This window comes from Rhodococcus cercidiphylli (genome assembly GCF_033042225.1).
GTDB lineage: Bacteria > Actinomycetota > Actinomycetes > Mycobacteriales > Mycobacteriaceae > Rhodococcoides.
In genome coordinates, this window is record NZ_JAWLKE010000007.1 from 371649 (window position 1) to 390354 (window position 18706).

Here is an 18706-nt window from a genome sequence, read left to right on the forward strand (position 1 = left end):
CGTGGCTCTCGTTGCCGGAATCGACTCCTCCACCCAATCGTGCAAAGTCTTCGTTCGTGACGCCGAGTCGGGGGAGTTGGTCCGCCAGGGGCGAGCCGCCCATCCCGACGGTACCGAGATCGACCCGCAGCGATGGAAAGATGCGCTCGACGAGGCTATCGCTGCCGCGGGCGGACTCGACGACGTGGACGCGGTGTCGGTGGGCGCGCAGCAGCACGGCATGGTCTGCCTCGACGACAACGGATCCGTGGTCCGTAAAGCCCTGCTGTGGAACGACACTCGATCGGCGCAGGCCGCGACGGACCTGGTGTCCGAGTTGGGCGAAAAAGAAGGCACCGACGGCGGGCAGGCCTGGGCCGACGCCGTCGGAGTGGTTCCGTTGGCTTCGATCACCGTCGCCAAGTTGCGATGGCTCGCCGACCACGAGCCCGAGAACGCCGATCGCACTGCGGCGGTGTGCCTTCCGCACGATTGGCTGAGCTGGCAGCTCGGCGGGGCATCAGGGCTCGACGCTCTGGCCACCGATCGAGGCGACGCCAGTGGCACCGGATACTTCTCCGCGGCCACTGGCGAATATCGAACGGATCTGCTGCAGTTCGGTTTTCGGGGTCGTAACCCACTGCTGCCCCGCGTGGCTGCGCCGAACGAGGCGATAGGCCGCACGTCGGGTGGGGCACTGATCGGGCCGGGGACCGGAGACAATGCCGCGGCAGCCCTCGCCCTCGACGCTCAGCCCGGCGATGTGGTGGTCTCGATCGGCACGTCGGGTGTCGTATCTGCCGTGACCTCGGTTGCGGCCGCAGACGGTTCGGGTCTGGTCGCCGGATTCGCCGACGCCACCGGCCGGCAGTTGCCGTTGGTGTGCACTCTCAACGCTGCTCGCGTCCTCGATGCGACAGCGCGGATGCTGGGCGTCGATCACGACGAGTTGTCGCGGTTGGCGCTGTCGACGACGAGCGACGGTGTGGTGATGGTGCCGTACTTCGAGGGCGAGCGCACTCCCAACCGTCCCGATGCATCCGGTGCAATTCACGGTCTGCGACTGAACAATTCGACGCCGGGCCACCTCGCGCGAGCGGCCGTCGAGGGACTGCTGTGCGGTTTGGCCGACGGTATCGACCATCTGCGTTCGCAGGGGGTCGAGACGAAGCGGGTGCTGCTCATCGGCGGCGGTGCGAAGTCTGCGGCATTGCGCGAGTTGGCCCCGGCCATTCTCGGCGTTCCGGTGATCGTGCCCGAGCCGGGTGAATACGTCGCCGACGGTGCCGCGCGCCAGGCGGCGTGGACACTGGCCGGGACCAGCGAGCCGCCGACCTGGGCGCAGGCAAAGTCGAAGACATACGAGGCCGACCCGACCCCGGCGGTGCGGGAGCGCTACGCCGAGTATGCGGCTGCGCCGCAGTGGCGTGGTTGAGTGCCGCAGAGGGCACTTAACCGCACCACTGCGCGTAGCGCACTAGGGAATCAGACGCGCATCTCGGTATCGCTGAATCACCGAGGCAATGGCATCCGGGGTGGATCGGAAGCCGAGGAAACCGGCCTTCTTCGACTTGTTCATGTCGGTCAGGCATTCCATGTCGCGGCCGAGGTCACCGTCGGTGTGCCACCACGACGCCAGGCGGGAGACATCGCTTTCGACCAGATCGTGCTTCTCGGCGATGCGCTTCCACGTTGCGGCCGCGTCGGACATGCGGGATTCGAGCGGACGCGGCTCGCTGTCGTAGCCCTCGGGCTCGACGCCGAAGTGCGCGGCGAACTGCGGCCACAGCCAGCGCCAGCGGAAGACGTCACCGTTGGCGATGTTGAACGCCTCGTTGTGCGCGTTGTCATCGGTCGCAGCCCACACCATCTGCTCGGCGAGCAGGTCCGCGTCGGTGAGGTCGGTGAGCCCGTTCCACTGGGTCTCGGAACCGGGGAAGACGAACTTCTCGCCCAGCTCCTTGCAGATCGACGCGTACACGGACAGCGTCAACATCATGTTCATCGCGTTGCCGACCGCGAATCCCGAGATGGTGTGCGCGCGGTGCACGCTCCATCCGAATCCGAACTTCTCGGCACCGGCGAACAATTCGTCTTCCTGCGCGTAGTAGAAGTTCGGGGTGTCGAGGCGATCCTCGGTCTCGTGGAACGGCGTCTCGGCCATCACTGCCTCGCCGTAGGCGTCGAACGGCCCGAGGTAGTGCTTGAGGCCGGTCATCAACGCGACGTGCTTCACCGAGTCGAGGGGGCCGAGCACGTTCAGCACGTTGCGTAGCGTCGCCGAGTTGACCTCGATGTTCTCCTGCTCGGAGTCCTTCTTCATCCATGCGGTGAAGAACACGACCTCGGGGCGCAGGTCCGTCAGCGCCTCCTCGAGCGAGGCCGGGTCGAGCAGATCGGCGGCCACACCGATGACGCCGTCGACCGGAGTGCTGCCACTACGGCTGAGTCCGTACGTGTCCCAGCCTGCGTCGAGAGCAACGCGGCACAAGGCTTGTCCGGAGATGCCGGTGGCACCGACGATCAAGGCGCGGGTGTTGTTCGTAGTCATCGACACCGACTACCCGATCGACGCGTTCCGACACGAGATGGCGATTCAACTCACTATTTCGTGAGTTAGGCGAGCGCCGACACCTGCTGGACAACGAGCACGAGCGCGCCGACGGCGGAGACGCTGATCGCGACGATGCGTAGGCGTCGACGGTCGAGCACGCGGTTGACGAGACGGGATAGCAAAAATCCGAGAACGGTCGCCGGGGCCAGGAACACGAACAGCGTGGCGGTATGGGCATCCACCGCGCCGGCGACCGCGAGTACCGCCAGCGAGATGATCGAGCCGACGAGAAAGAAGCAACTCATGGTGCTGCGCAGTTCGGCTCCGGTGTTGCGTTGCCACACCAGGGCCATCGGCGGTCCGCCGATGGAGGTGGCCGTTCCCAGAATTCCCGACGCGGCCCCGGCCACTATCAGATTTCGTCTGTGCGGCAACGGGACCCAACCGAAGGACGTCAGTGCGACGCCGCCCAGCACCACCAGCGCGAGCAGGATGGCCAGTCCGCGCTCGGGCAACAGCACGAGCAGTAGTGCGCCCACCACCGAACCGGGCAGCCGACCGGCCAGCGCCCACCCTGCACCCGAGAGGTCGAGGGCCGTGCGATCACGAACCAGGACGAGCACACTGACCACGACGGCCAGCATGATGAGCGTCGCCGGGATCAGGCCGGGGTCCACGATCGCCACGATGGGCGCGGCGAGCATCCCCATGCCGAATCCGATGGACGCCTGCATCGCCGATGCGAAGAAGATGGCCAGGGCGACGACGACGAATCCGGTGATGCTCAGGTGTGTCGCCATCACGTCCCGGCGGCGACGAGGCCGAGATTGCCTGCGACGAGGGGATAGTGGCATTCGGCGATGTGATCGGCCTCGTCCGCGTCGAGCGCAACCGGGGGTGCCTCACTGGCGCAGAGTTCGGTTGCCTTCCAGCAGCGTGTTCGGAACCGGCATCCCGACGGCGGATTCAGCGGCGACGGTACCTCGCCCTTCAGCAGAATCTTTGTCCCGCGGTTCGACGCGTCGAGAGTGGGTGCGGCCGACATCAACGCCGCGGTGTACGGGTGGGCGGGCCGATCGAATACTGCCTCGGTGGCGCCGGATTCGACGATGCGCCCCAGGTACATCACCGCAACACGGTCGGCGACGTGTCGCACCACCGACAGATCGTGCGAGATGAACACGTAGGAGATGCCGAGTTGCGTCTGCAGATCGTTGAGCAGGTTGAGCACCTGCGCCTGTACCGAGAGATCGAGTGCAGAGACCGGCTCGTCGCAGATGATCACGTCGGGGTTCAGCGCGAGCGCCCGCGCGATGCCGAGGCGTTGGCGCTGACCACCGGAGAACTCCTGCGGGAAGCGGTTCTCGTCGCTCGGGCGCAGGCCCACCAGGTGCAGCAGTTCGCGGACCCGTGCCGAGCGATCGCGGCGAGTCTTGTACAGGCCCTTGTGGGTTCGCCACGGCTCGCCGATGATGTCGCCTGCCGTCATGCGTGAGTTCAGGGAACCGTACGGGTCCTGGAACACCATCTGCACGCGTCGACGCCACGCGAGGAGTTCCTTGCCGCGCAGCGCGAACGGATCGATGCCGTCGAAGGCGACCGTGCCCGAGTCGGGTCGTTCGAGCATCATCAGGGTGCGTGCGAGAGTGGATTTTCCGCAACCGGATTCGCCCACCAGGCCGAGGGTTTCGCCACGCCGCAGGTCGAGATCGATGGCGTCGAGGGCACGGAGCTTGCCGCGGCCGACGTCGAAGGTCTTGTTCAGACCGCGCACGGTCAGCAGTTGCTCAGACATGGCTGGTTACCTCGTTCGGGAAGTGGCAGGCCGACATTCGGCCGGTACCGACGGATTCGAGCGGCGGGCGAGCACTGACGCAGATGTCGCGGGCCAGGGGGCAGCGGGCCTGGTACACACACCCGTCGGGAATGGAATGCAGGTCCGGTGGCGTGCCGCCGATCGACTTGAGATCCTCACCGCGGACGGCGTGGACGGGCACCGAGTCGAGCAGTCCCTTCGTGTACGGATGGCGCGGTTCACCGAACACCTCGGACACCGGTCCGGTCTCGACCACGTTGCCCGCATACATGATGGCGACCCGATCGGCTTCCTCGGCGACCAGCGCGAGGTCGTGGGTGATCAGCACGACGGCCATGTCGTGTTCGGTACGTAATTCCTTGAGCAGAGCCATGATCTGGGCCTGGACCGTCACGTCGAGCGCGGTGGTGGGTTCGTCGGCCAGCAGTACCGACGGACTCAGTGCCACGGCCATGGCGATCAGCAGACGTTGGCGCATACCGCCGGAGAACTGGTGTGGGTACGAGTCGGCGCGTGATTCGGGCTCGGGAATTCCCACTCGGGTCATCAGCGCGATGGCTTCCGCGCGTGCTTGCTTAGCGGACATACCCCGGTGAATCCGAAATGGTTCGGCCAGTTGAGTTCCGACGGTGTAGACGGGATTGAGGGCCGTCAGTGCGTCCTGGAAGACGATGGCCAGTTCGGTGGCGGCGATGGTGCGCCGCACCTTGGTCTTGGCGGTGACCAGGTCCACCTCACCCATCTCCACCGAGCCGCCGGTGATGTCGGCGATGGGCTCGAGCAATCCGACGATGGCCTGTGCCGTCATGGACTTACCGCAGCCGGATTCACCGAGCAGAGCGAGGGTTTCACCGCGTCGGGCGGTGAAGGTGACGTTGTCGACAGCGCGAATGACGCCGGACGGAGTCCGCAGATCGACGGTCAGTCCGCGAACGTCGAGGGCGACGCTGCCGGTATCGGGTCGCTGGGGTGCGGTTGCCGGTGCGCTCATGAAACGACCTTTCGTACGGGGAGCAGGCGAGACCGCTTGGAGCGGGGGACGTTGAGTCGCCACCGCTGCGCCGGATCGGTGGCGATGCGGGCCCAGGCAGCGAGCACGGTGGCCGAGACGGTCGTCAGCACGATGGCCAGACCGGGGAAGAACGAGAGCCACCAGGCGGTCTGCAGGTAGGTGCGGCCCTGCGAGACCATCAGTCCCCACGAGACGTCCGGTGGCTGAATGCCGATGCCCAGGAAGCTCAGTGACGATTCGGCGAGAATGACGAAGCAGAAGTCCAGGGTCGCGACGGTGAGCAGGGTCGGGAGCAGAATCGGGGCCACGTGCCGTCTGATCACCGATCCGCTCTTCGCACCGAACGTACGGGCGGCATCCACGAACAACCGACTCTGCAGTTCCGCGGACTCGGCGCGGGCGGTGCGCAGGTAGATCGGAATGCGCGTAACAGTGAGGACCAGAACGATGTTCGCGGCACTGGGCGAGAAGACGTAGAGCACCACGACGGCCATCAGCAGCGACGGGAAGCTGAGGATCACGTCGGCGACGCGCATGGCCGCGGTCTCACGCCAACCGCGATGGAAGCCGGCCCACATGCCGATGAACGAGCCGATGATCGCCGAGAGGATCACGGCCGGAATAGCCACCGAGAGTGTGGTTCTGCTGGCCACGATCAGCCGGGCCAGCATGCTGCGTCCCAGCGGATCCGTGCCGAGGATGTTCATCCACCCGGTGTCGAGGGTGAACGGCGGCAGATTCGAGCGGTCCAGATCCTGATCGGTGGCAGCGTCGCCGACGAGCATCGGGCCGAAGATCGCGGTGAGGAAGACCAGTACCAGAATCGCGGCGGCGACGGTGGCGACCCTGTCGCGCAGCAGCAGCTTCCACAGCGGGGCCGACGCCTTGCGGGCTTCCACCGGAACCGACGGTGGAACATCCTCGGGCTCGGATGTTTTCGGTGCTTCGAAGTCGAGTGACATGTTCTTACCTAGACCTTCACCTTGTCGCGAACCCGGGCGTCGAGCAGTGCGTAGCAGGCATCGATGACGATGTTGAGCACGAATATGCTCACCGCGGTCAACAACACGGCCGCCTGCAGAACAGCGAAATCTCTCTGCAGGATGGCGTCGATCATCAACTTTCCGATGCCGGGCCAGCCGAAGATGGCCTCGACGACCACCGCGCCGTTGACGAGCCCGACCATGAGGTCGCCGGCAACGGTCAGCGCCGGTGCAGCGGCGTTGCGCAGAGCGTGGTGGGTGACGACCCGAAGATCGCCTGCCCCTTTGCTTCTGGCCAGTCGCACGTACGGTGCCGACAGCGCCGAGACCATCGCGCCGCGTACCACCTGAGTCAGTACGCCGAGAGGGCGAATGAGCAGGGTGGCGATCGGCAGTACCCAGGAGAGCATTCCGCTGTCGACGCCCGAGGTGGGCAGCCAGCCGAACAGGATGGCGAAGACGTAGACACCCATGATGGCGAACCAGAAATCGGGGATGGACGCGGCCGTCATCGACAGCAGGCTCGAGATGCGATCGGCCAGCGAGTTGGGTCGGTAGGCAGCCCAGCACCCGATGATCACAGCGCCGAGGATGGCGAGGAACATCGTCGCGAACGCCAACTGCAGCGTCGCGGGGAACGCGCGTAGTGCCATAGCCGACGCGTCCTCACCGGTGCGCAGCGACTGCCCGAAGTCGAGTTGCACGACACCCTTGAAGTAGTCCATCAGCTGCGTCAGCACCGGCTGATCGAAGCCGTTGGTGGCGCGGAACGCCTCGCGTTGGGCCTGGGTTGCAGATTCGGGCAGGTACAGGCTGGTGGGGTCGCCGGTGAGCCGAGCGAGGAAGAACACGCCCAGCAGAACGACGAACAGCGGGATCAGGCTGGTGTAGATCCGTCGGCGCAGGAATCTGAACATGTCAGGGCCTCTCGGTGTCGGCGCGGGTCATGGCGGCCAGGTGCATTTCGTCGACCGTGGCCGAGTTGGGGGTGTAATCGACCGAGGATGCCTTGGCGAGCACCCCGTTCATGTGCGCGATGTAGGCCATCTGCATGATGTCTTTCGGTTCGTCGGCGAACACCTGCGCGTAGGCGGCCTGCCTGTCCTCGCCGGTGAGAGCCCCTGCGGCAGCGATCTTCCGGTCGAATTCAGCTGTGCCGTAGGCACTCTGGAATCCGTCACTGGTGAAGTACTGATCGACGGTGAACGCGGAGTCGCCGGCTTGATTGCCGTGCTGAATCACCAGCAGATACGGGCCGACGTCGGGGAACGGCCGCTCCTGGTACTCGGCGGTGCCTGCGGCGTCCATCATTTCGATCGTGACGTTCATGCCGATCTTGGACAGTGAGTTCTGGATGACCTCTACCGTCTCGTTGATCTTCGGGAACTGCCCGGTGCGTCCGATCAGGCGGATCTCGGTATCGACGGGTACTCCATCGGCCCGGGCCTCGTCGATCAGTGTGCGGGCCTGGTCCATGTCGTAGGGCCACGGTGTCAAGTCCTCGTTGAAGCCGACGACACCCTCGGAGATCAATTGTTCTGCAGGGGAACCGAGTCCACGGAACAGTGCCTTGACGATGCCCTCGCGATTGATGGCGTAGTTGATCGCCTGGCGTACGCGCATGTCGTCCAGGGGCGGTTGCATGGCCTGGATGCGCAACGCCGTGGTTTCGTTGTTGGGGTACGCGACTCCCAGATCGCCTGCACCGTCCTCCGGTCCGACCGAGGTGGCGATCTCGGCCTCACCGTTGGTGACCATCGAGGCGCGGACGCTGCCCTCGCTGCGCCACTGGTACTCGGCCCTGGCGTACTCGGGCTTCGGGCCCCAGTAGGTTTCGTTGCGCACCAGCGAGAGCTTCTGGCCGTAATCCCAGCGCTCGATCGCGAACGGTCCCGTTCCGATCGGCTCGCGTACCCGCTCGGTGTAGCTCGAGGTGCGGGGCACCATCTCCACGAACGAGAGCCGAAGCGGCAGAATGGGATCGGGCTCGGGCGACTGCACGGTCAGCGTCATCGGGTCGACTGCGGTGACCACCAGGTTCGCGTCGCCGAAGACGTATCCCTCGACGTTGCAGCCCAGTTCGGAATTGACGGTGCGATCGATCGAGAACGCGGCGTCCTCGGCCTCGAAGGGACTGCCGTCGCTGAACGTCACGCCGGGGTGGATGGTGAACGTCCATTCGGTGTCGGAGGTCTGCTCCCACGAATCGGCGAGCTTGGGCTCGAGATCGCCGGTGCTGGGGTTGCGTTCCATGAGCGGCTCGGTGATGTTCGAGCGCGTCACCACACCCACCGACGTGAGCGAGACGTCGCAGGCTTCGAGGGTCGGCGGCTCCTGCGGCAGAACGATGCGAAGAGTATCTGCGCGGGCGGCTCCGCCGTTGTTGGAGTTGGCGACTGTGCATCCGCTCGCGACAAGTGAAAGTGACAGCGCGCCAACGGCTATTGCGGCGACACGGTGGGTCCGTCCCTGCTGCACGAAGAGTGCAGGGCTCATGGTGGCCTCCAGTGGGAAAAAGGATCCGCGTCTGCAAGTCGCAGCCGAATCTGTGACGGTAGACACACGGTATGAGCGGGTCATCTCCACCGTCAACCGGACGAAATCGACTTTTCGTCCAGTTCTGTGGGTCACAGTGACGGCTTGACTGCGGTCCGAGTCACAGCATTGCTGGACTGACCAGGCAAGATGCATGACAACCCCGGCAGAGCTGCATCGGCGACGCGTCGTTCATGCCGTTTGGGTATCGGTCCATGTTATTTCCGTGTTGGACAGGTATTCGAAGGGCGGCATACCGTACAGGAAACGCGCACGCTCCACCATCTCGCGAGGAGAACCATGGTCACCGTCAGCTCGCAGAAAACCTCTGTGTCTCAATCCGATTCGCAACGAAGCGGTCGAGTTCTCCGAGTGGGACCGCTGAAGCCGTCGTTGATGGACACCCTGGTTACCGAGTACGACGCGCTGGAACTGCCCGAGGGCGACGATCGCGACGAGTTCCTGTCCGAGCACGGTGCGTCGATCTCTGCGGTGGTCACCTCCGGCCGCACCGGCGTCGATGCCGCCTTGATGGCCCGGTTGCCGCAGCTGGGAGCGGTGGTGAACTTCGGCGTCGGCTACGACACCACCGACGTCGACGCGGCAGCCGAACGTGGCATCGCCGTCAGCAACACCCCCGACGTGTTGACGGACTGTGTGGCCGACCTCGCCGTCGGTCTGGTGATCGACACCGTGCGCGGCCTGTCCTCGGCCGAGCGATTCGTGCGCGCCGGCCGCTGGCCCACCGAGGGCAACACGCCGCTGACGCGTCAGGTCACCGGAAAGCGTGTCGGAATCATCGGCCTCGGCCGCATCGGCTCGGCAATTGCCGATCGGCTCAACGGTTTTCGCTGCGAGATCTCGTACCACAATCGCAACGAGATAGACGGTTCGCCCTACGTTTACGCTGCCAGCCCGACAGCGCTCGCCGAGAACGTCGACGTACTGATCATCGCCGCATCCGGCGGTTCGGGGACTGCGCATCTGGTGGACCGCGCAGTGCTCGAAGCTCTGGGACCGCAGGGGTACTTGATCAACGTGGCCCGCGGGAGCGTCGTCGACGAGGAGACCCTCATCGAGTTGCTCGCAGCGGGGCAGCTCGCCGGAGCCGGCCTGGACGTGTTCGCCCACGAACCGGACGTGCCCGACGCTCTGGTGGCGATGGACAACGTGGTGCTGCTGCCGCACGTGGGTAGCGCGACGGTGGAGACGCGGGCCGCGATGGAAGCGCTCACGCTCGAGAACCTCGATCGCTTTCTGGCCGACGGCACCCTCGTCACGCCGGTGACGCGATGACCGTCGTCGTCGGCTACTCGCCGACCACCGAGGGAAAAGGCGCACTGCCGTTCGCATTTCGCGAGGCACACATGCGTGGGACGGACCTGATCGTCGTCGCCGAGGACAGCAGTGCATCCGATGCCGACTTCGGTGCGGCCGTCGAATCCGCCCGCGAGGAGGCGTCGGCCATCGGCGTGACGACGAAAATTCACGACAACGAGGCCGGCCGCTCGCACGCCGACAATCTGATCGACCTGTCGTTCGAGGAGCAGACGCAACTGGTCGTCATCGGCATCAGGCGTCGATCACCCGTCGGAAAGCTGTTCATGGGCAGCATCTCCCAGCGCGTTCTCCTCGAGGCGCACTGCCCGGTGACGGCCGTCAAGCCGCCGGTGGGGACGCCGCGTTGAGTGCGCTTCATCGGCGGGTCCTGCCGTGTCGAATCAACACCGCGATACCCAGTCCGATCAGGGTCAGAATCAATGGTGCAACTATCGCCATGTTCGAGCCGATCGCAGTGAACAAGATGAACGCCGCGAGAGCCGCGAGGAAGTACACAGCAGCGAAACGCGGTGTCCAGAAAACAGTGTCCATCGGGCCCTCCTGAGTGAGAAGCGATGTGGCGGCGTCCGAAACCTTTACCGGAAGCCGCACTGGTAAATCCTAAGTCAAAGTAACGACCGTCCGCCACCCCTGTCATGCAGACGATCCATCTATCCAAGAATCTCGCGTAGCGATTTCTCGAACCTCGCTGGTGCTCGAATTGGCATGTCGATTTCGTGTCGGTGGGTCGGGCTACGGTTTACGTACTCACGGGGGAGAGAGTGGCGGGAGCGTCCGGCGATCTGACGCCAACGGCTCGGCAAGGTCCCCACCCACGATGTCTCGACCCCATCTGGAAGGAACCTGCCAGGTGCCAGCACAAGCCTGGATCACCCTCATCGTCGGTTTGATTGCCGTCGTCGGCGTGGTGGGAACCGTCAGCCAGCGCACTCGTGCGGACAACCGTTCTCAATCCTGGCTTCACTAGTCCGTTGGACACGTGTCCGGAGTATTTCTGCGAAGTGCTCTCGTCTCGCAAAGTGCTTCGTGGCGCGGATGAGGTTGAAGGCGCGCCAACACCAGGCAGGTCGCGCTGAGGCAGAACCCCCGACGAAGGTGCGAGAAGGGGTGTCTCAAGGTCTGGGTGGAATTGTTCGTTGATTGCGTGACCGCGATGGACGTGGTCGCCTGTGAAGGCATCGAGGTCGGCGGTCCGACTATCGGGCACCTGCCAATGGAATTGGCAGGTGCCTCAATGCTTTAAACAATCTCGTCCAGCCATCTGTCGATGACGCGCTTGAGGACATCGGGTCGAAGGCGCTTGACCTCTTCGATTTCGGTAACCCTTTTTCTGACCTTCGCAACCCACTCGGACGGGAAATTGAACGGCAATCGTTCGGAAGTGCGTGGCGTCCGTACCGGGGTTTTGCTTAGCTCCTCGGTCGGAAATAGGTCGAGCAAAGACATCATCTGGCGCGGGGTGGGTGCGAGCGGTTGCCCGGCGACTCCCCACTTCAGAATGGAGTTTCCGGCGCTTTCCACACACAAGCCGTCTTTGTGCGCGAAGTCGTGCCGGATTTGAGAGAGCTCGTAGAAGAACTCCGACTTCACATCGTTCCTGTCCCAACCGTGGCCTTCGGCGTCAGTTCCGTGTGCGGTCGCAAGTCTTTCCCGATACACGTCTTCCCACATCGCAGCGATGGTGCCGAACCATTGGCCATATGCCATCCGGTACAGGGGTGGAGGTGTGCCACCGCTGAACATCTCAGCAAAAGCGGCGGCTTCGTTTCCGGGTGTCATGATGGAAGGGGGAGCGGTCATCAGGCTCGATAACATCGACATGGGAACTGCACCATCAGTATTTGTGCTCTGCAGCTTCATTGTCGGCACATTCAGGTGGTCACCGACGGCCTTGCCGTTGTCCTTTGATTCACGCCACTCAACGATTTTCGTCGACAGCGCGTGGCACGCGGTCAGTGTGAGCAGCAGCGCGACCCGGTAGCTCTCGGCGAATTCGGCGATCACTTCGTCGACCGTTTGCACGCGTAGGGAGGGGTCCCCATCCAGGGTTGTCGCAACCGATCCAGCGGCAGCTCGTAGCTCATCCAATGCGTCGCGCAGCTCACCGTTCGTTTTAGGGAGGTTAGGTTTGCCCAGTGAATCGAACTTGTGCAGAGCCGCCGCCAGCGGAGCGATGGCTAGCGCGATGTGTCCCGCGGGCGCATCGCCGTCGAGAGCTTCGATCTGGTCCGCGAACACGCCTTGGAGCGTTCCTACGATAGTGGCCATGTTTATCCGTGCGTCGCGGTCGACGGGTAGGCCGCCCGTCAGCATTTGATCCGTGGTCGAGTGCACGGAGCGGGCGTTCGCGAGCCAGCGTTCGCGACGGTCGTGGAGTGCCATTCCCACAGGATAGACACTGCGCATGTGACGGGATCCGTGTTCGAGGACTGGTGAAGTTCTGTTCGGACAGTCGGTCCGCGTGTCTGGCGCAGGTCGCTTTACGGTCGGTAATACCCTGCAGGTATGAGGCAAGGTCTGGACCGAGCGCAACTCAATATCGGTTGAGGTGAATCGTGGCGGTCGGCTGGTTCGTGAGATTCTACGATTTCAGCCGCCCGTTAGTTCGAGTTGACGTCGCGGGGATCGCCTTCGACGATGTACTCGCACTAGCCAAAGCCAACGGGGCCAGACATGGAACGCCTTACTTTCTGAGTCCAGGGGGCAGGGCAGATGGCCGACTCAACGCTTTTTGGCGCTCGCCGGTGCTTTGGGGCGCAGCAGATAGCACAGTCCGTCGCTACGCCCTCAGCATCAAAGTCTGGTTGGACTTCCTACACGCCGTGGACGTCGAATGGACCGCGGCCACCTCGAACGACCTCGCAGTGTTCAAGAACTGGCGGATGTCAGTAGAAAGCAATCCGGATCCTGTATCTGCCAACACATTCCGGTTGGACCTGGCTGCCGTGCGGAAGCTGTATCTGTGGGCTGCAGACGAGTGCGGCGTGGCGAATCCCGTGCGGAGCCATGTGCTGTCGGGCGGCTACCGAGGCGAAACTCGGCTGGACGCCACGCCTTCGGATATCCGCACGTCAGACGTCAAATGGATGACTCCTTCGGCATTTCGGCAATGGCGCACCATCGGTTTGAGCGGATACACGCGCGACGGCCAGCAGCGTGAACGGTGGGTTGGACGCACAGAGGACCGCGACGTCGCGTACGCAGACGGGCTCTACGGTGCCGGGCTGCGGATGGGGGAGTGGGCCAGCGTGCTCACGTCCGAAATTCCCGGGGTCTCGACGGAGCGACTACTGCGTCTCAGGCTCGCATCGGCCTGCGCAAAGTCCGGCGTCTCTCGTCCCTACTGGTTGCGGCGAGCGGTCTTACAGGCTGTTCGGTTCTACATCGAGGACGGTAGCCGTCAGGCGGTAGTGGCAGCAGCTCAGCGCAATGGACGGTACGACGTCGTCCCTAATAAATGGGTGGTCGATGAGATCGGTTCGAACGGCATCTTGCTGGCAACCGATCAGGACGGGGTGCGACGTCGGGTGAATGTGGACAGCGTGGGTCCTTCGTTGCGGAGTCGACTGTTCATCCGTACTCCGGCGGGATTGGAACCGATGATGTTGTTCCTCAATATGGATGGTCTTCCGCGACATAAAGCAGCTTGGTACAACACCTTTCGTGATGCGAACAGGCGAGCGGCAAAGGAGCTGGGTGACCGGTCCGGGAGGCTGTGGTGTCGCCCGCACATGCTGCGGCACAGCTTCGCGCTGCGGTGGTACTGCATTGCGACCTTCGTCGCCTGGCAACGAACCGACATGCTCACCGTCGCCGAGCGCCGAGATTTCCGCAACCAGCTGGGCGACGTCTGGTTCTTGTTGGCGACGTTGCTCGGGCACCGAAGTGCGGAAACTACCAGGCAGGTCTATCTGGAGCCGTTTCAAGGGTTGCAGGTCGAACAGCTGGTGGCGCTGATGGACGCAGACGATCGGGACGCGCTGGAGCGGTTGGCCGGCGCTGTCGGTGCCGGGCATCCGCGTGTCATCGAGGGGATCGGGCCGTGACGGTGGGGAGGCCTGCTACGCCGCCTCCGGCGGGGTGGGTGGCACCATTTGTATGCGGTCCAGAGCTTCAGGTGCCGTTCATCAGTGAGGATGGGACGCAGCGCGCCGTCTTCGATTTCGATCGCCTGCCCTGTGACGTCAGGGTGCGAAAAGAACTGGCGACGTGCTTCACCGCCGTGAACGGGCCGTTGGGGACGAGCCGTCGCGTTAAAACTGCGCAATCTTATTGGGGCACAGTGCGGTTCGTCTCGAAGTGGCTGGCGAAGACGCGCCCGGGACTACGGTCGCTGAGCGAGTTGACCGCTGCGGACATCGAGATGATCTGCATGGCGCTGCGGTTGCCGAGTGGGGACAAACGTTGTTACGAGTTTCGGGTGCTTCTGCGTGCCGGCACGGTGCAGCTCCGACCGGGCGTCATCGACAGGTTCGCTCAGTTCGATAAAAAGGTTCGATCCGACCCCGCGCAGCCGTATTCCGACGTCGAGTTTCAGCGCATCACAACGGTATTGCGCGCGATGGTTCGGAACGCGAAAAGCCGGCTGCGTGAACATCGTCAGCTGGTCACGGACTACCGAGCCGGAAAATTCGATGATCTCGATCGAAACGAACCACGCGTGGTTCTTGCCGAGGTGCTCGACTACTGCATGCGGACCGGCTCACTTCCCCTGACCGGCATACGCACACCGAAGCGATCCGCCAGGGCGTGGCAGGCGTATCTCGTCGGCGGCAGCCGTCCCCTCCACACGCTGATTCACCTGACCGCTGGGGAAGCGTGGGCATTCGCGATGTTGCTGGCCGCGACCACCGGACACAACCGATCGGTCATCGAAGCCCTCCCTGCCCGTCACCATCTCGCGACCGCAGCGGACGAGCCTCAGATTGCCCTGGTCGAGATGAACAAACCCCGCAGAGGCCGGCGAGCTCGAATGACCGTTCCCCTGACCGGCGTGCCGCCTGAGCTACGTTCGCCCATGGCCGACCCCCGACCACCGCGCATTGCAGAGACGTCACTGACCAGTGCATACGGAGTGTTCACCCTCCTCCTCGACCTCACCGAGCCCGGCAGAGCAGTCTTGAACACCCAGTGCGCGTTCGTCTACTACAACCCAACCCCGCCCGCCCGGGGCGCGGTCGTATTGAGCGATGGACTGCCCGCCGACGGGGACCACCGCCGTTGCCATCCCCGCTGGCTTCGGCCCTGGCTGACCGGAAACGAACAGGACGACGCACTGCTCCTCGGGATTGGCTTCAACCGTATGCGCAAGACCTACCTGGAGCGGACCCGGACGCCGACCGCGCACACTCCAGCAACATTGGCCGGCTACCTCTCCCGGATGGACACTGTCCGCTTCGAGGGATTTCAGATCGTCCACGAAGCATTGGCCGAACAAGTCGAGTCGGCGCTTGCGCGCCGTGAGATGACACTCGAGCAGAATGCGATGGTCGCGGGCGACGATACGGCGTTGGGGGTATGCACCGACTTCACTCATTCACCTCTCGATGGTGGTCGGACATGCTCTCAAAACTTCCTCAGTTGTCTGGACTGTTCCAATGCCAGAGCGTTACCTCGGCATCTACCCATGCAGCTCGCCGTCCTCGACGCGCTGCGCGACCTCAGAGCCGCTCTGACAGCCCACCGATGGGCACTCGAATACGCCGGTCGTGTCGCGCAGATCGAGGACATGATCAGCGCATACGAGCCTGCACAAGTACGCGTGGCCCGCGAGAAGATCTCCGACGATGAGCGCCGCCTGGCTCTGCGATTACTGGACGGAGTGTTCGACACGCCATGAGTCGGCCAGCATCGGCATCTGCGCCCGAATTTCCCGTAATCGACGGCATTGCAGCAGTTCCCGATGCTCCCGTGTTCCACCGCAGGCCATTGCACGAAGTCGGGTCGATCGGTGCACCTCGGTTCGGTGACGATTTCTGGGACCTCACACCCGCGATGCATCTCAGACACCGGAAAGTGACCGTGAACTGGCTGGCATTTCCCGCCGAGTTCCGTGAACCGATGAAGCTTTACACCTTCGCGCTGATCAACGTCACAAACCGTTCCCCACGGCTCGTCGCCGCCAACAGCGGATTTCCATCCCTTCCGACGATCAAGCACGACCTGCAACACTTGCGACGTTTTGCCGGGTGGCTTGTCGGACGCGGCTATCACAGGTTCGATCAACTCCACGACGATGACCTCGACGACTACGCCAGGCTCGTACTTTCCAGAGAAGATACTTCGGCGAGGGTCAAACGCTCGTTGTTGTGCGCAGTCATGAGACTGCACGCATACCGGGAATACCTGCCAGAACACTGTCGACTGCAGGTCGTTCGTTCTTTGTGGGGAGCAGCCACCGCAGGTCAGATCGTAGGCGTTTCAAATGCAAGCAGATCGGAGAACGCAACATCTCGCATCACCCCGGATGTCATGGGAGCACTGCTGTCCGCCGCGCTCGTCACCATCGACGTCATCGGCCCTGACATAGTCGGTACCGCCATCACGGTATCGACCATGCGCCGAATTGCCCACGAAAGCATTGGCAGGCAACAGCCATCTCGATGGGGTAAGCCTGATCTGGCCGGCGCGACAGCGAGGTTCGAGACCCTACTTCCGGCGTTGCGGGAGGCGAAGATCCCTATACCTGGGATCGGAGGCAGCGCCCTCGGCATAGATGTCGAAGGCCTTGCGGTCGGCAGCTTCATGGACACGACAACCCTCAAGGGGATGGCCTCACTGATCTCCGACATTGCGCAACAACGGATCCCGACCACAGTGGACCTCCTGCGAGTAACAGACTTTTCAGAGATCACTGGCCACCGATGGCGGGATGAACCCGTCGGGGCCCGTGAGTTGCTCAAACTGATCGACCACGTCGTCGCAGCGTGTTTGGTACTCACCACCTACTTGTCGGGCATCAGGCCAGGGGAAGCGCTGAATCTCAGACGCGGTTGCATCAGCCGCTCGAAAACCCTCGAGCTCGTATTCCTCTCGGGCACCCAAGAGAAAACCCAACCCGGTCGCCGCGAACGCTCACCTGCGACCATTCCGTGGGTTGTCACCGAGCACGTCGGCAGGGCCATCGCTCTCCTGGAACAACTGGCTCCAGGAGAACTACTGTTCCCCTACGCCGGGAGATACACGCCAGATGCGTTTCAGCACTCCAGTTCTCGTGTTATGTCCGCCAGTCGTGCAAACCAGCGAGTGCGTGCTTTTGTCGAGTGGTTCAACACCGACATTGCCGGGACAGTCGGACACGAGCAGATAGCCGCCGACCCCCATGGGCCGATCACGCTGTCTCGATTTCGCCGTACATTGGCCTGGCACATCGTCCGCCGACCGGGTGGACTCATTGCCGGAGCAATTCAGTACGGGCATCTGCGAACTCAGATCACCCAAGGTTATGCCGGTCAGGCTGATGCAGGATTCAACGACGATGTCGGATTTGAGGAGTTCTTGCTGCGCTGCGAGACCATCCATGCGGACCACCAACGACTACAATCTGGCGAACAAGTTTCCGGCCCAGCGGCCAGCAGTTACATCGGCAGGGTCACCGCTGCCCGAGAATTCCTCGGGCACAGCGTGAGTTCCCCAGCGCAAGCACGGGCGTTACTCGCCAACGAAACCCTGCAGATTCATCACGGAGCGTTCCTCACCTGCGTCTACCGAGCTGAGACAGCAGCGTGTCGAGATGCGGCCCAAAGCGATACCGCTCCGGTCTGGCGGAAATGCAAGCCCAGCTGTCGCAACATCGCTCGAACGGACCAGGACATCGATGCTCTCGAAGCGCACAACGATGATTTGATCAGCGACCCGCTCCAGCTGCATCTACCGCTTCCGCTGCGGGCGCGTCTCAACGAACGCACAACGTCGAACTCGGCGATCATCTCCGACCATCGAGGCACGGCGACATCAGCATCCAATCTGCACAAACATCAACCACAGGCGGAAACGTGGACAAGCGAGTTCTGATTCAGAAAGCAATCGCAAACCTCATCTCGGGGAACCCGACCTGCTCAGACGGCAAGCTTACGGTCAGCAACCTGGCGAAGGAAGCAGGTTTGCACCGGCAGAGGCTCTACGACGAGTTCCCTGACCTGGTCGAACACTTTAGAACGCAAGCGGGGTCATTCGCCCCGGTCGGTGTCCAAAAGCAGCTGCAACTCGCAGAATCAGCCATCGAGCAACTCGGCAAACGTAATGACGAACTTGTCCAGCAGATTAAGGAACGCGAACTGCGAATAGAAGTCCTTTCTGCTCTCGTCGTCGAACTGACCCTCCAGCAGGAGCAGCTCAATCTGGTGTATCTGCGTCCGAATCAGGCTGGGCGACATCCCTAGGCGCATCACCTGAAGCTTCCCTGGACGGCCGACTTCGCTATCGATCCTTGGCACGACCTGTCTCACACGTCTCCCAGAAACCAGTACTTCATCGCGGCAAACGTT

The 18706-nt window shown here is 63.3% G+C and carries 16 protein-coding genes; 7 read left to right on the forward strand and 9 right to left on the reverse strand.

All coding sequences use genetic code 11. The features are described 5' to 3' along the window. The first annotated feature begins 1 nt into the window (after window position 1). Window positions 2-1414 carry a xylulokinase gene (locus tag R3P95_RS20015; protein WP_149406922.1) on the forward strand — a complete coding sequence of 471 codons (1413 nt, stop codon included), beginning with the start codon at window positions 2-4 and terminating at the stop codon, window positions 1412-1414. A gap of 42 nt (window positions 1415-1456) precedes the next feature. Here R3P95_RS20015 and R3P95_RS20020 read toward each other — a convergent pair whose 3' ends face one another. The 7 genes from R3P95_RS20020 to R3P95_RS20050 all read right to left on the reverse strand — a co-directional run bounded on the left by R3P95_RS20020 (window position 1457) and on the right by R3P95_RS20050 (window position 8840). After that, entirely contained in the window at window positions 1457-2530 is a 1074-nt protein-coding gene (locus R3P95_RS20020) for an SDR family oxidoreductase (RefSeq protein ID WP_149406923.1), read from the reverse strand. Between the two features lie 65 nt (window positions 2531-2595). Beyond that, complete coding sequence (locus tag R3P95_RS20025; RefSeq protein ID WP_394855316.1) at window positions 2596-3333, reverse strand: sulfite exporter TauE/SafE family protein; 738 nt, start codon at window positions 3331-3333, stop codon at window positions 2596-2598. Next, a complete protein-coding gene (locus tag R3P95_RS20030) occupies window positions 3333-4328 on the reverse strand; it encodes an ABC transporter ATP-binding protein (RefSeq protein WP_317533473.1) in 996 nt (331 codons plus the stop codon). The genes R3P95_RS20025 and R3P95_RS20030 overlap by 1 nt, the downstream gene beginning before the upstream one ends. After that, the gene (locus R3P95_RS20035; protein WP_317533472.1) at window positions 4321-5340 is read right to left on the reverse strand and encodes an ABC transporter ATP-binding protein; all 1020 of its coding nucleotides are present in this window, start codon (window positions 5338-5340) and stop codon (window positions 4321-4323) included. Before R3P95_RS20035 ends, R3P95_RS20030 begins: the two co-directional genes overlap by 8 nt. Continuing rightward, entirely contained in the window at window positions 5337-6323 is a 987-nt protein-coding gene (locus R3P95_RS20040; protein ID WP_149406927.1) for an ABC transporter permease, read from the reverse strand. Before R3P95_RS20040 ends, R3P95_RS20035 begins: the two co-directional genes overlap by 4 nt. 8 nt (window positions 6324-6331) lie before the next feature. Continuing rightward, window positions 6332-7261 (reverse strand): ABC transporter permease, encoded by a 930-nt coding sequence (locus R3P95_RS20045; RefSeq protein WP_068048905.1) that lies wholly within the window; start codon window positions 7259-7261, stop codon window positions 6332-6334. A gap of 1 nt (window position 7262) precedes the next feature. Beyond that, window positions 7263-8840: an ABC transporter substrate-binding protein gene (locus R3P95_RS20050; protein WP_094640497.1), complete on the reverse strand. Its 1578-nt coding sequence runs from the start codon at window positions 8838-8840 to the stop codon at window positions 7263-7265. 339 nt (window positions 8841-9179) lie between these two features. Between R3P95_RS20050 and R3P95_RS20055 the strand changes: the two genes are divergently transcribed. Further along, window positions 9180-10175, forward strand: a complete 996-nt coding sequence (locus R3P95_RS20055) for a 2-hydroxyacid dehydrogenase (protein WP_317533471.1) — start codon at window positions 9180-9182, stop codon at window positions 10173-10175. Then, window positions 10172-10567 (forward strand): universal stress protein, encoded by a 396-nt coding sequence (locus R3P95_RS20060; RefSeq protein ID WP_149406930.1) that lies wholly within the window; start codon window positions 10172-10174, stop codon window positions 10565-10567. The genes R3P95_RS20055 and R3P95_RS20060 overlap by 4 nt, the downstream gene beginning before the upstream one ends. 7 nt (window positions 10568-10574) lie before the next feature. Here R3P95_RS20060 and R3P95_RS20065 read toward each other — a convergent pair whose 3' ends face one another. Further along, on the reverse strand, window positions 10575-10751 hold the full coding sequence (locus R3P95_RS20065; protein ID WP_188078738.1) for a hypothetical protein: 177 nt from the start codon (window positions 10749-10751) through the stop codon (window positions 10575-10577). Between the two features lie 708 nt (window positions 10752-11459). After that, window positions 11460-12602 carry a hypothetical protein gene (locus R3P95_RS20070; RefSeq protein ID WP_287454789.1) on the reverse strand — a complete coding sequence of 381 codons (1143 nt, stop codon included), beginning with the start codon at window positions 12600-12602 and terminating at the stop codon, window positions 11460-11462. Between the two features lie 173 nt (window positions 12603-12775). On the opposite strand from R3P95_RS20070, the gene R3P95_RS20075 reads away from it, so the two are divergent. From R3P95_RS20075 to R3P95_RS20090, 4 genes are all read left to right on the forward strand, one after another. Then, window positions 12776-14266 (forward strand): site-specific integrase, encoded by a 1491-nt coding sequence (locus R3P95_RS20075; protein ID WP_235386888.1) that lies wholly within the window; start codon window positions 12776-12778, stop codon window positions 14264-14266. A 236-nt stretch (window positions 14267-14502) separates the two neighbouring features. Next, window positions 14503-16059 (forward strand): hypothetical protein, encoded by a 1557-nt coding sequence (locus tag R3P95_RS20080; RefSeq protein ID WP_052683786.1) that lies wholly within the window; start codon window positions 14503-14505, stop codon window positions 16057-16059. Beyond that, window positions 16056-18233, forward strand: coding sequence for a hypothetical protein (locus tag R3P95_RS20085; RefSeq protein ID WP_052683785.1), 2178 nt, complete (start codon window positions 16056-16058; stop codon window positions 18231-18233). The genes R3P95_RS20080 and R3P95_RS20085 overlap by 4 nt, the downstream gene beginning before the upstream one ends. Continuing rightward, complete coding sequence (locus R3P95_RS20090) at window positions 18215-18601, forward strand: hypothetical protein (protein WP_287454774.1); 387 nt, start codon at window positions 18215-18217, stop codon at window positions 18599-18601. Before R3P95_RS20085 ends, R3P95_RS20090 begins: the two co-directional genes overlap by 19 nt. Window positions 18602-18706 lie beyond the last annotated feature (105 nt).

Excerpts from the sequence above, each read along its gene's own strand:
- R3P95_RS20060 (WP_149406930.1), top strand. The coding sequence starts at position 10,172 with ATGACCGTCGTCGTCGGCTACTCGCCGACCACCGAGGGAAAAGGCGCA.
- R3P95_RS20025 (WP_394855316.1), bottom strand. The coding sequence starts at position 3,333 with ATGGCGACACACCTGAGCATCACCGGATTCGTCGTCGTCGCCCTGGCC.
- R3P95_RS20020 (WP_149406923.1), bottom strand. The coding sequence starts at position 2,530 with ATGACTACGAACAACACCCGCGCCTTGATCGTCGGTGCCACCGGCATC.
- R3P95_RS20030 (WP_317533473.1), bottom strand. The coding sequence starts at position 4,328 with ATGTCTGAGCAACTGCTGACCGTGCGCGGTCTGAACAAGACCTTCGAC.
- R3P95_RS20050 (WP_094640497.1), bottom strand. The coding sequence starts at position 8,840 with ATGAGCCCTGCACTCTTCGTGCAGCAGGGACGGACCCACCGTGTCGCC.
- R3P95_RS20070 (WP_287454789.1), bottom strand. The coding sequence starts at position 12,602 with ATGGCACTCCACGACCGTCGCGAACGCTGGCTCGCGAACGCCCGCTCC.
- R3P95_RS20065 (WP_188078738.1), bottom strand. The coding sequence starts at position 10,751 with ATGGACACTGTTTTCTGGACACCGCGTTTCGCTGCTGTGTACTTCCTC.
- R3P95_RS20055 (WP_317533471.1), top strand. The coding sequence starts at position 9,180 with ATGGTCACCGTCAGCTCGCAGAAAACCTCTGTGTCTCAATCCGATTCG.
- R3P95_RS20045 (WP_068048905.1), bottom strand. The coding sequence starts at position 7,261 with ATGTTCAGATTCCTGCGCCGACGGATCTACACCAGCCTGATCCCGCTG.
- R3P95_RS20085 (WP_052683785.1), top strand. The coding sequence starts at position 16,056 with ATGAGTCGGCCAGCATCGGCATCTGCGCCCGAATTTCCCGTAATCGAC.
- R3P95_RS20035 (WP_317533472.1), bottom strand. The coding sequence starts at position 5,340 with ATGAGCGCACCGGCAACCGCACCCCAGCGACCCGATACCGGCAGCGTC.
- R3P95_RS20040 (WP_149406927.1), bottom strand. The coding sequence starts at position 6,323 with ATGTCACTCGACTTCGAAGCACCGAAAACATCCGAGCCCGAGGATGTT.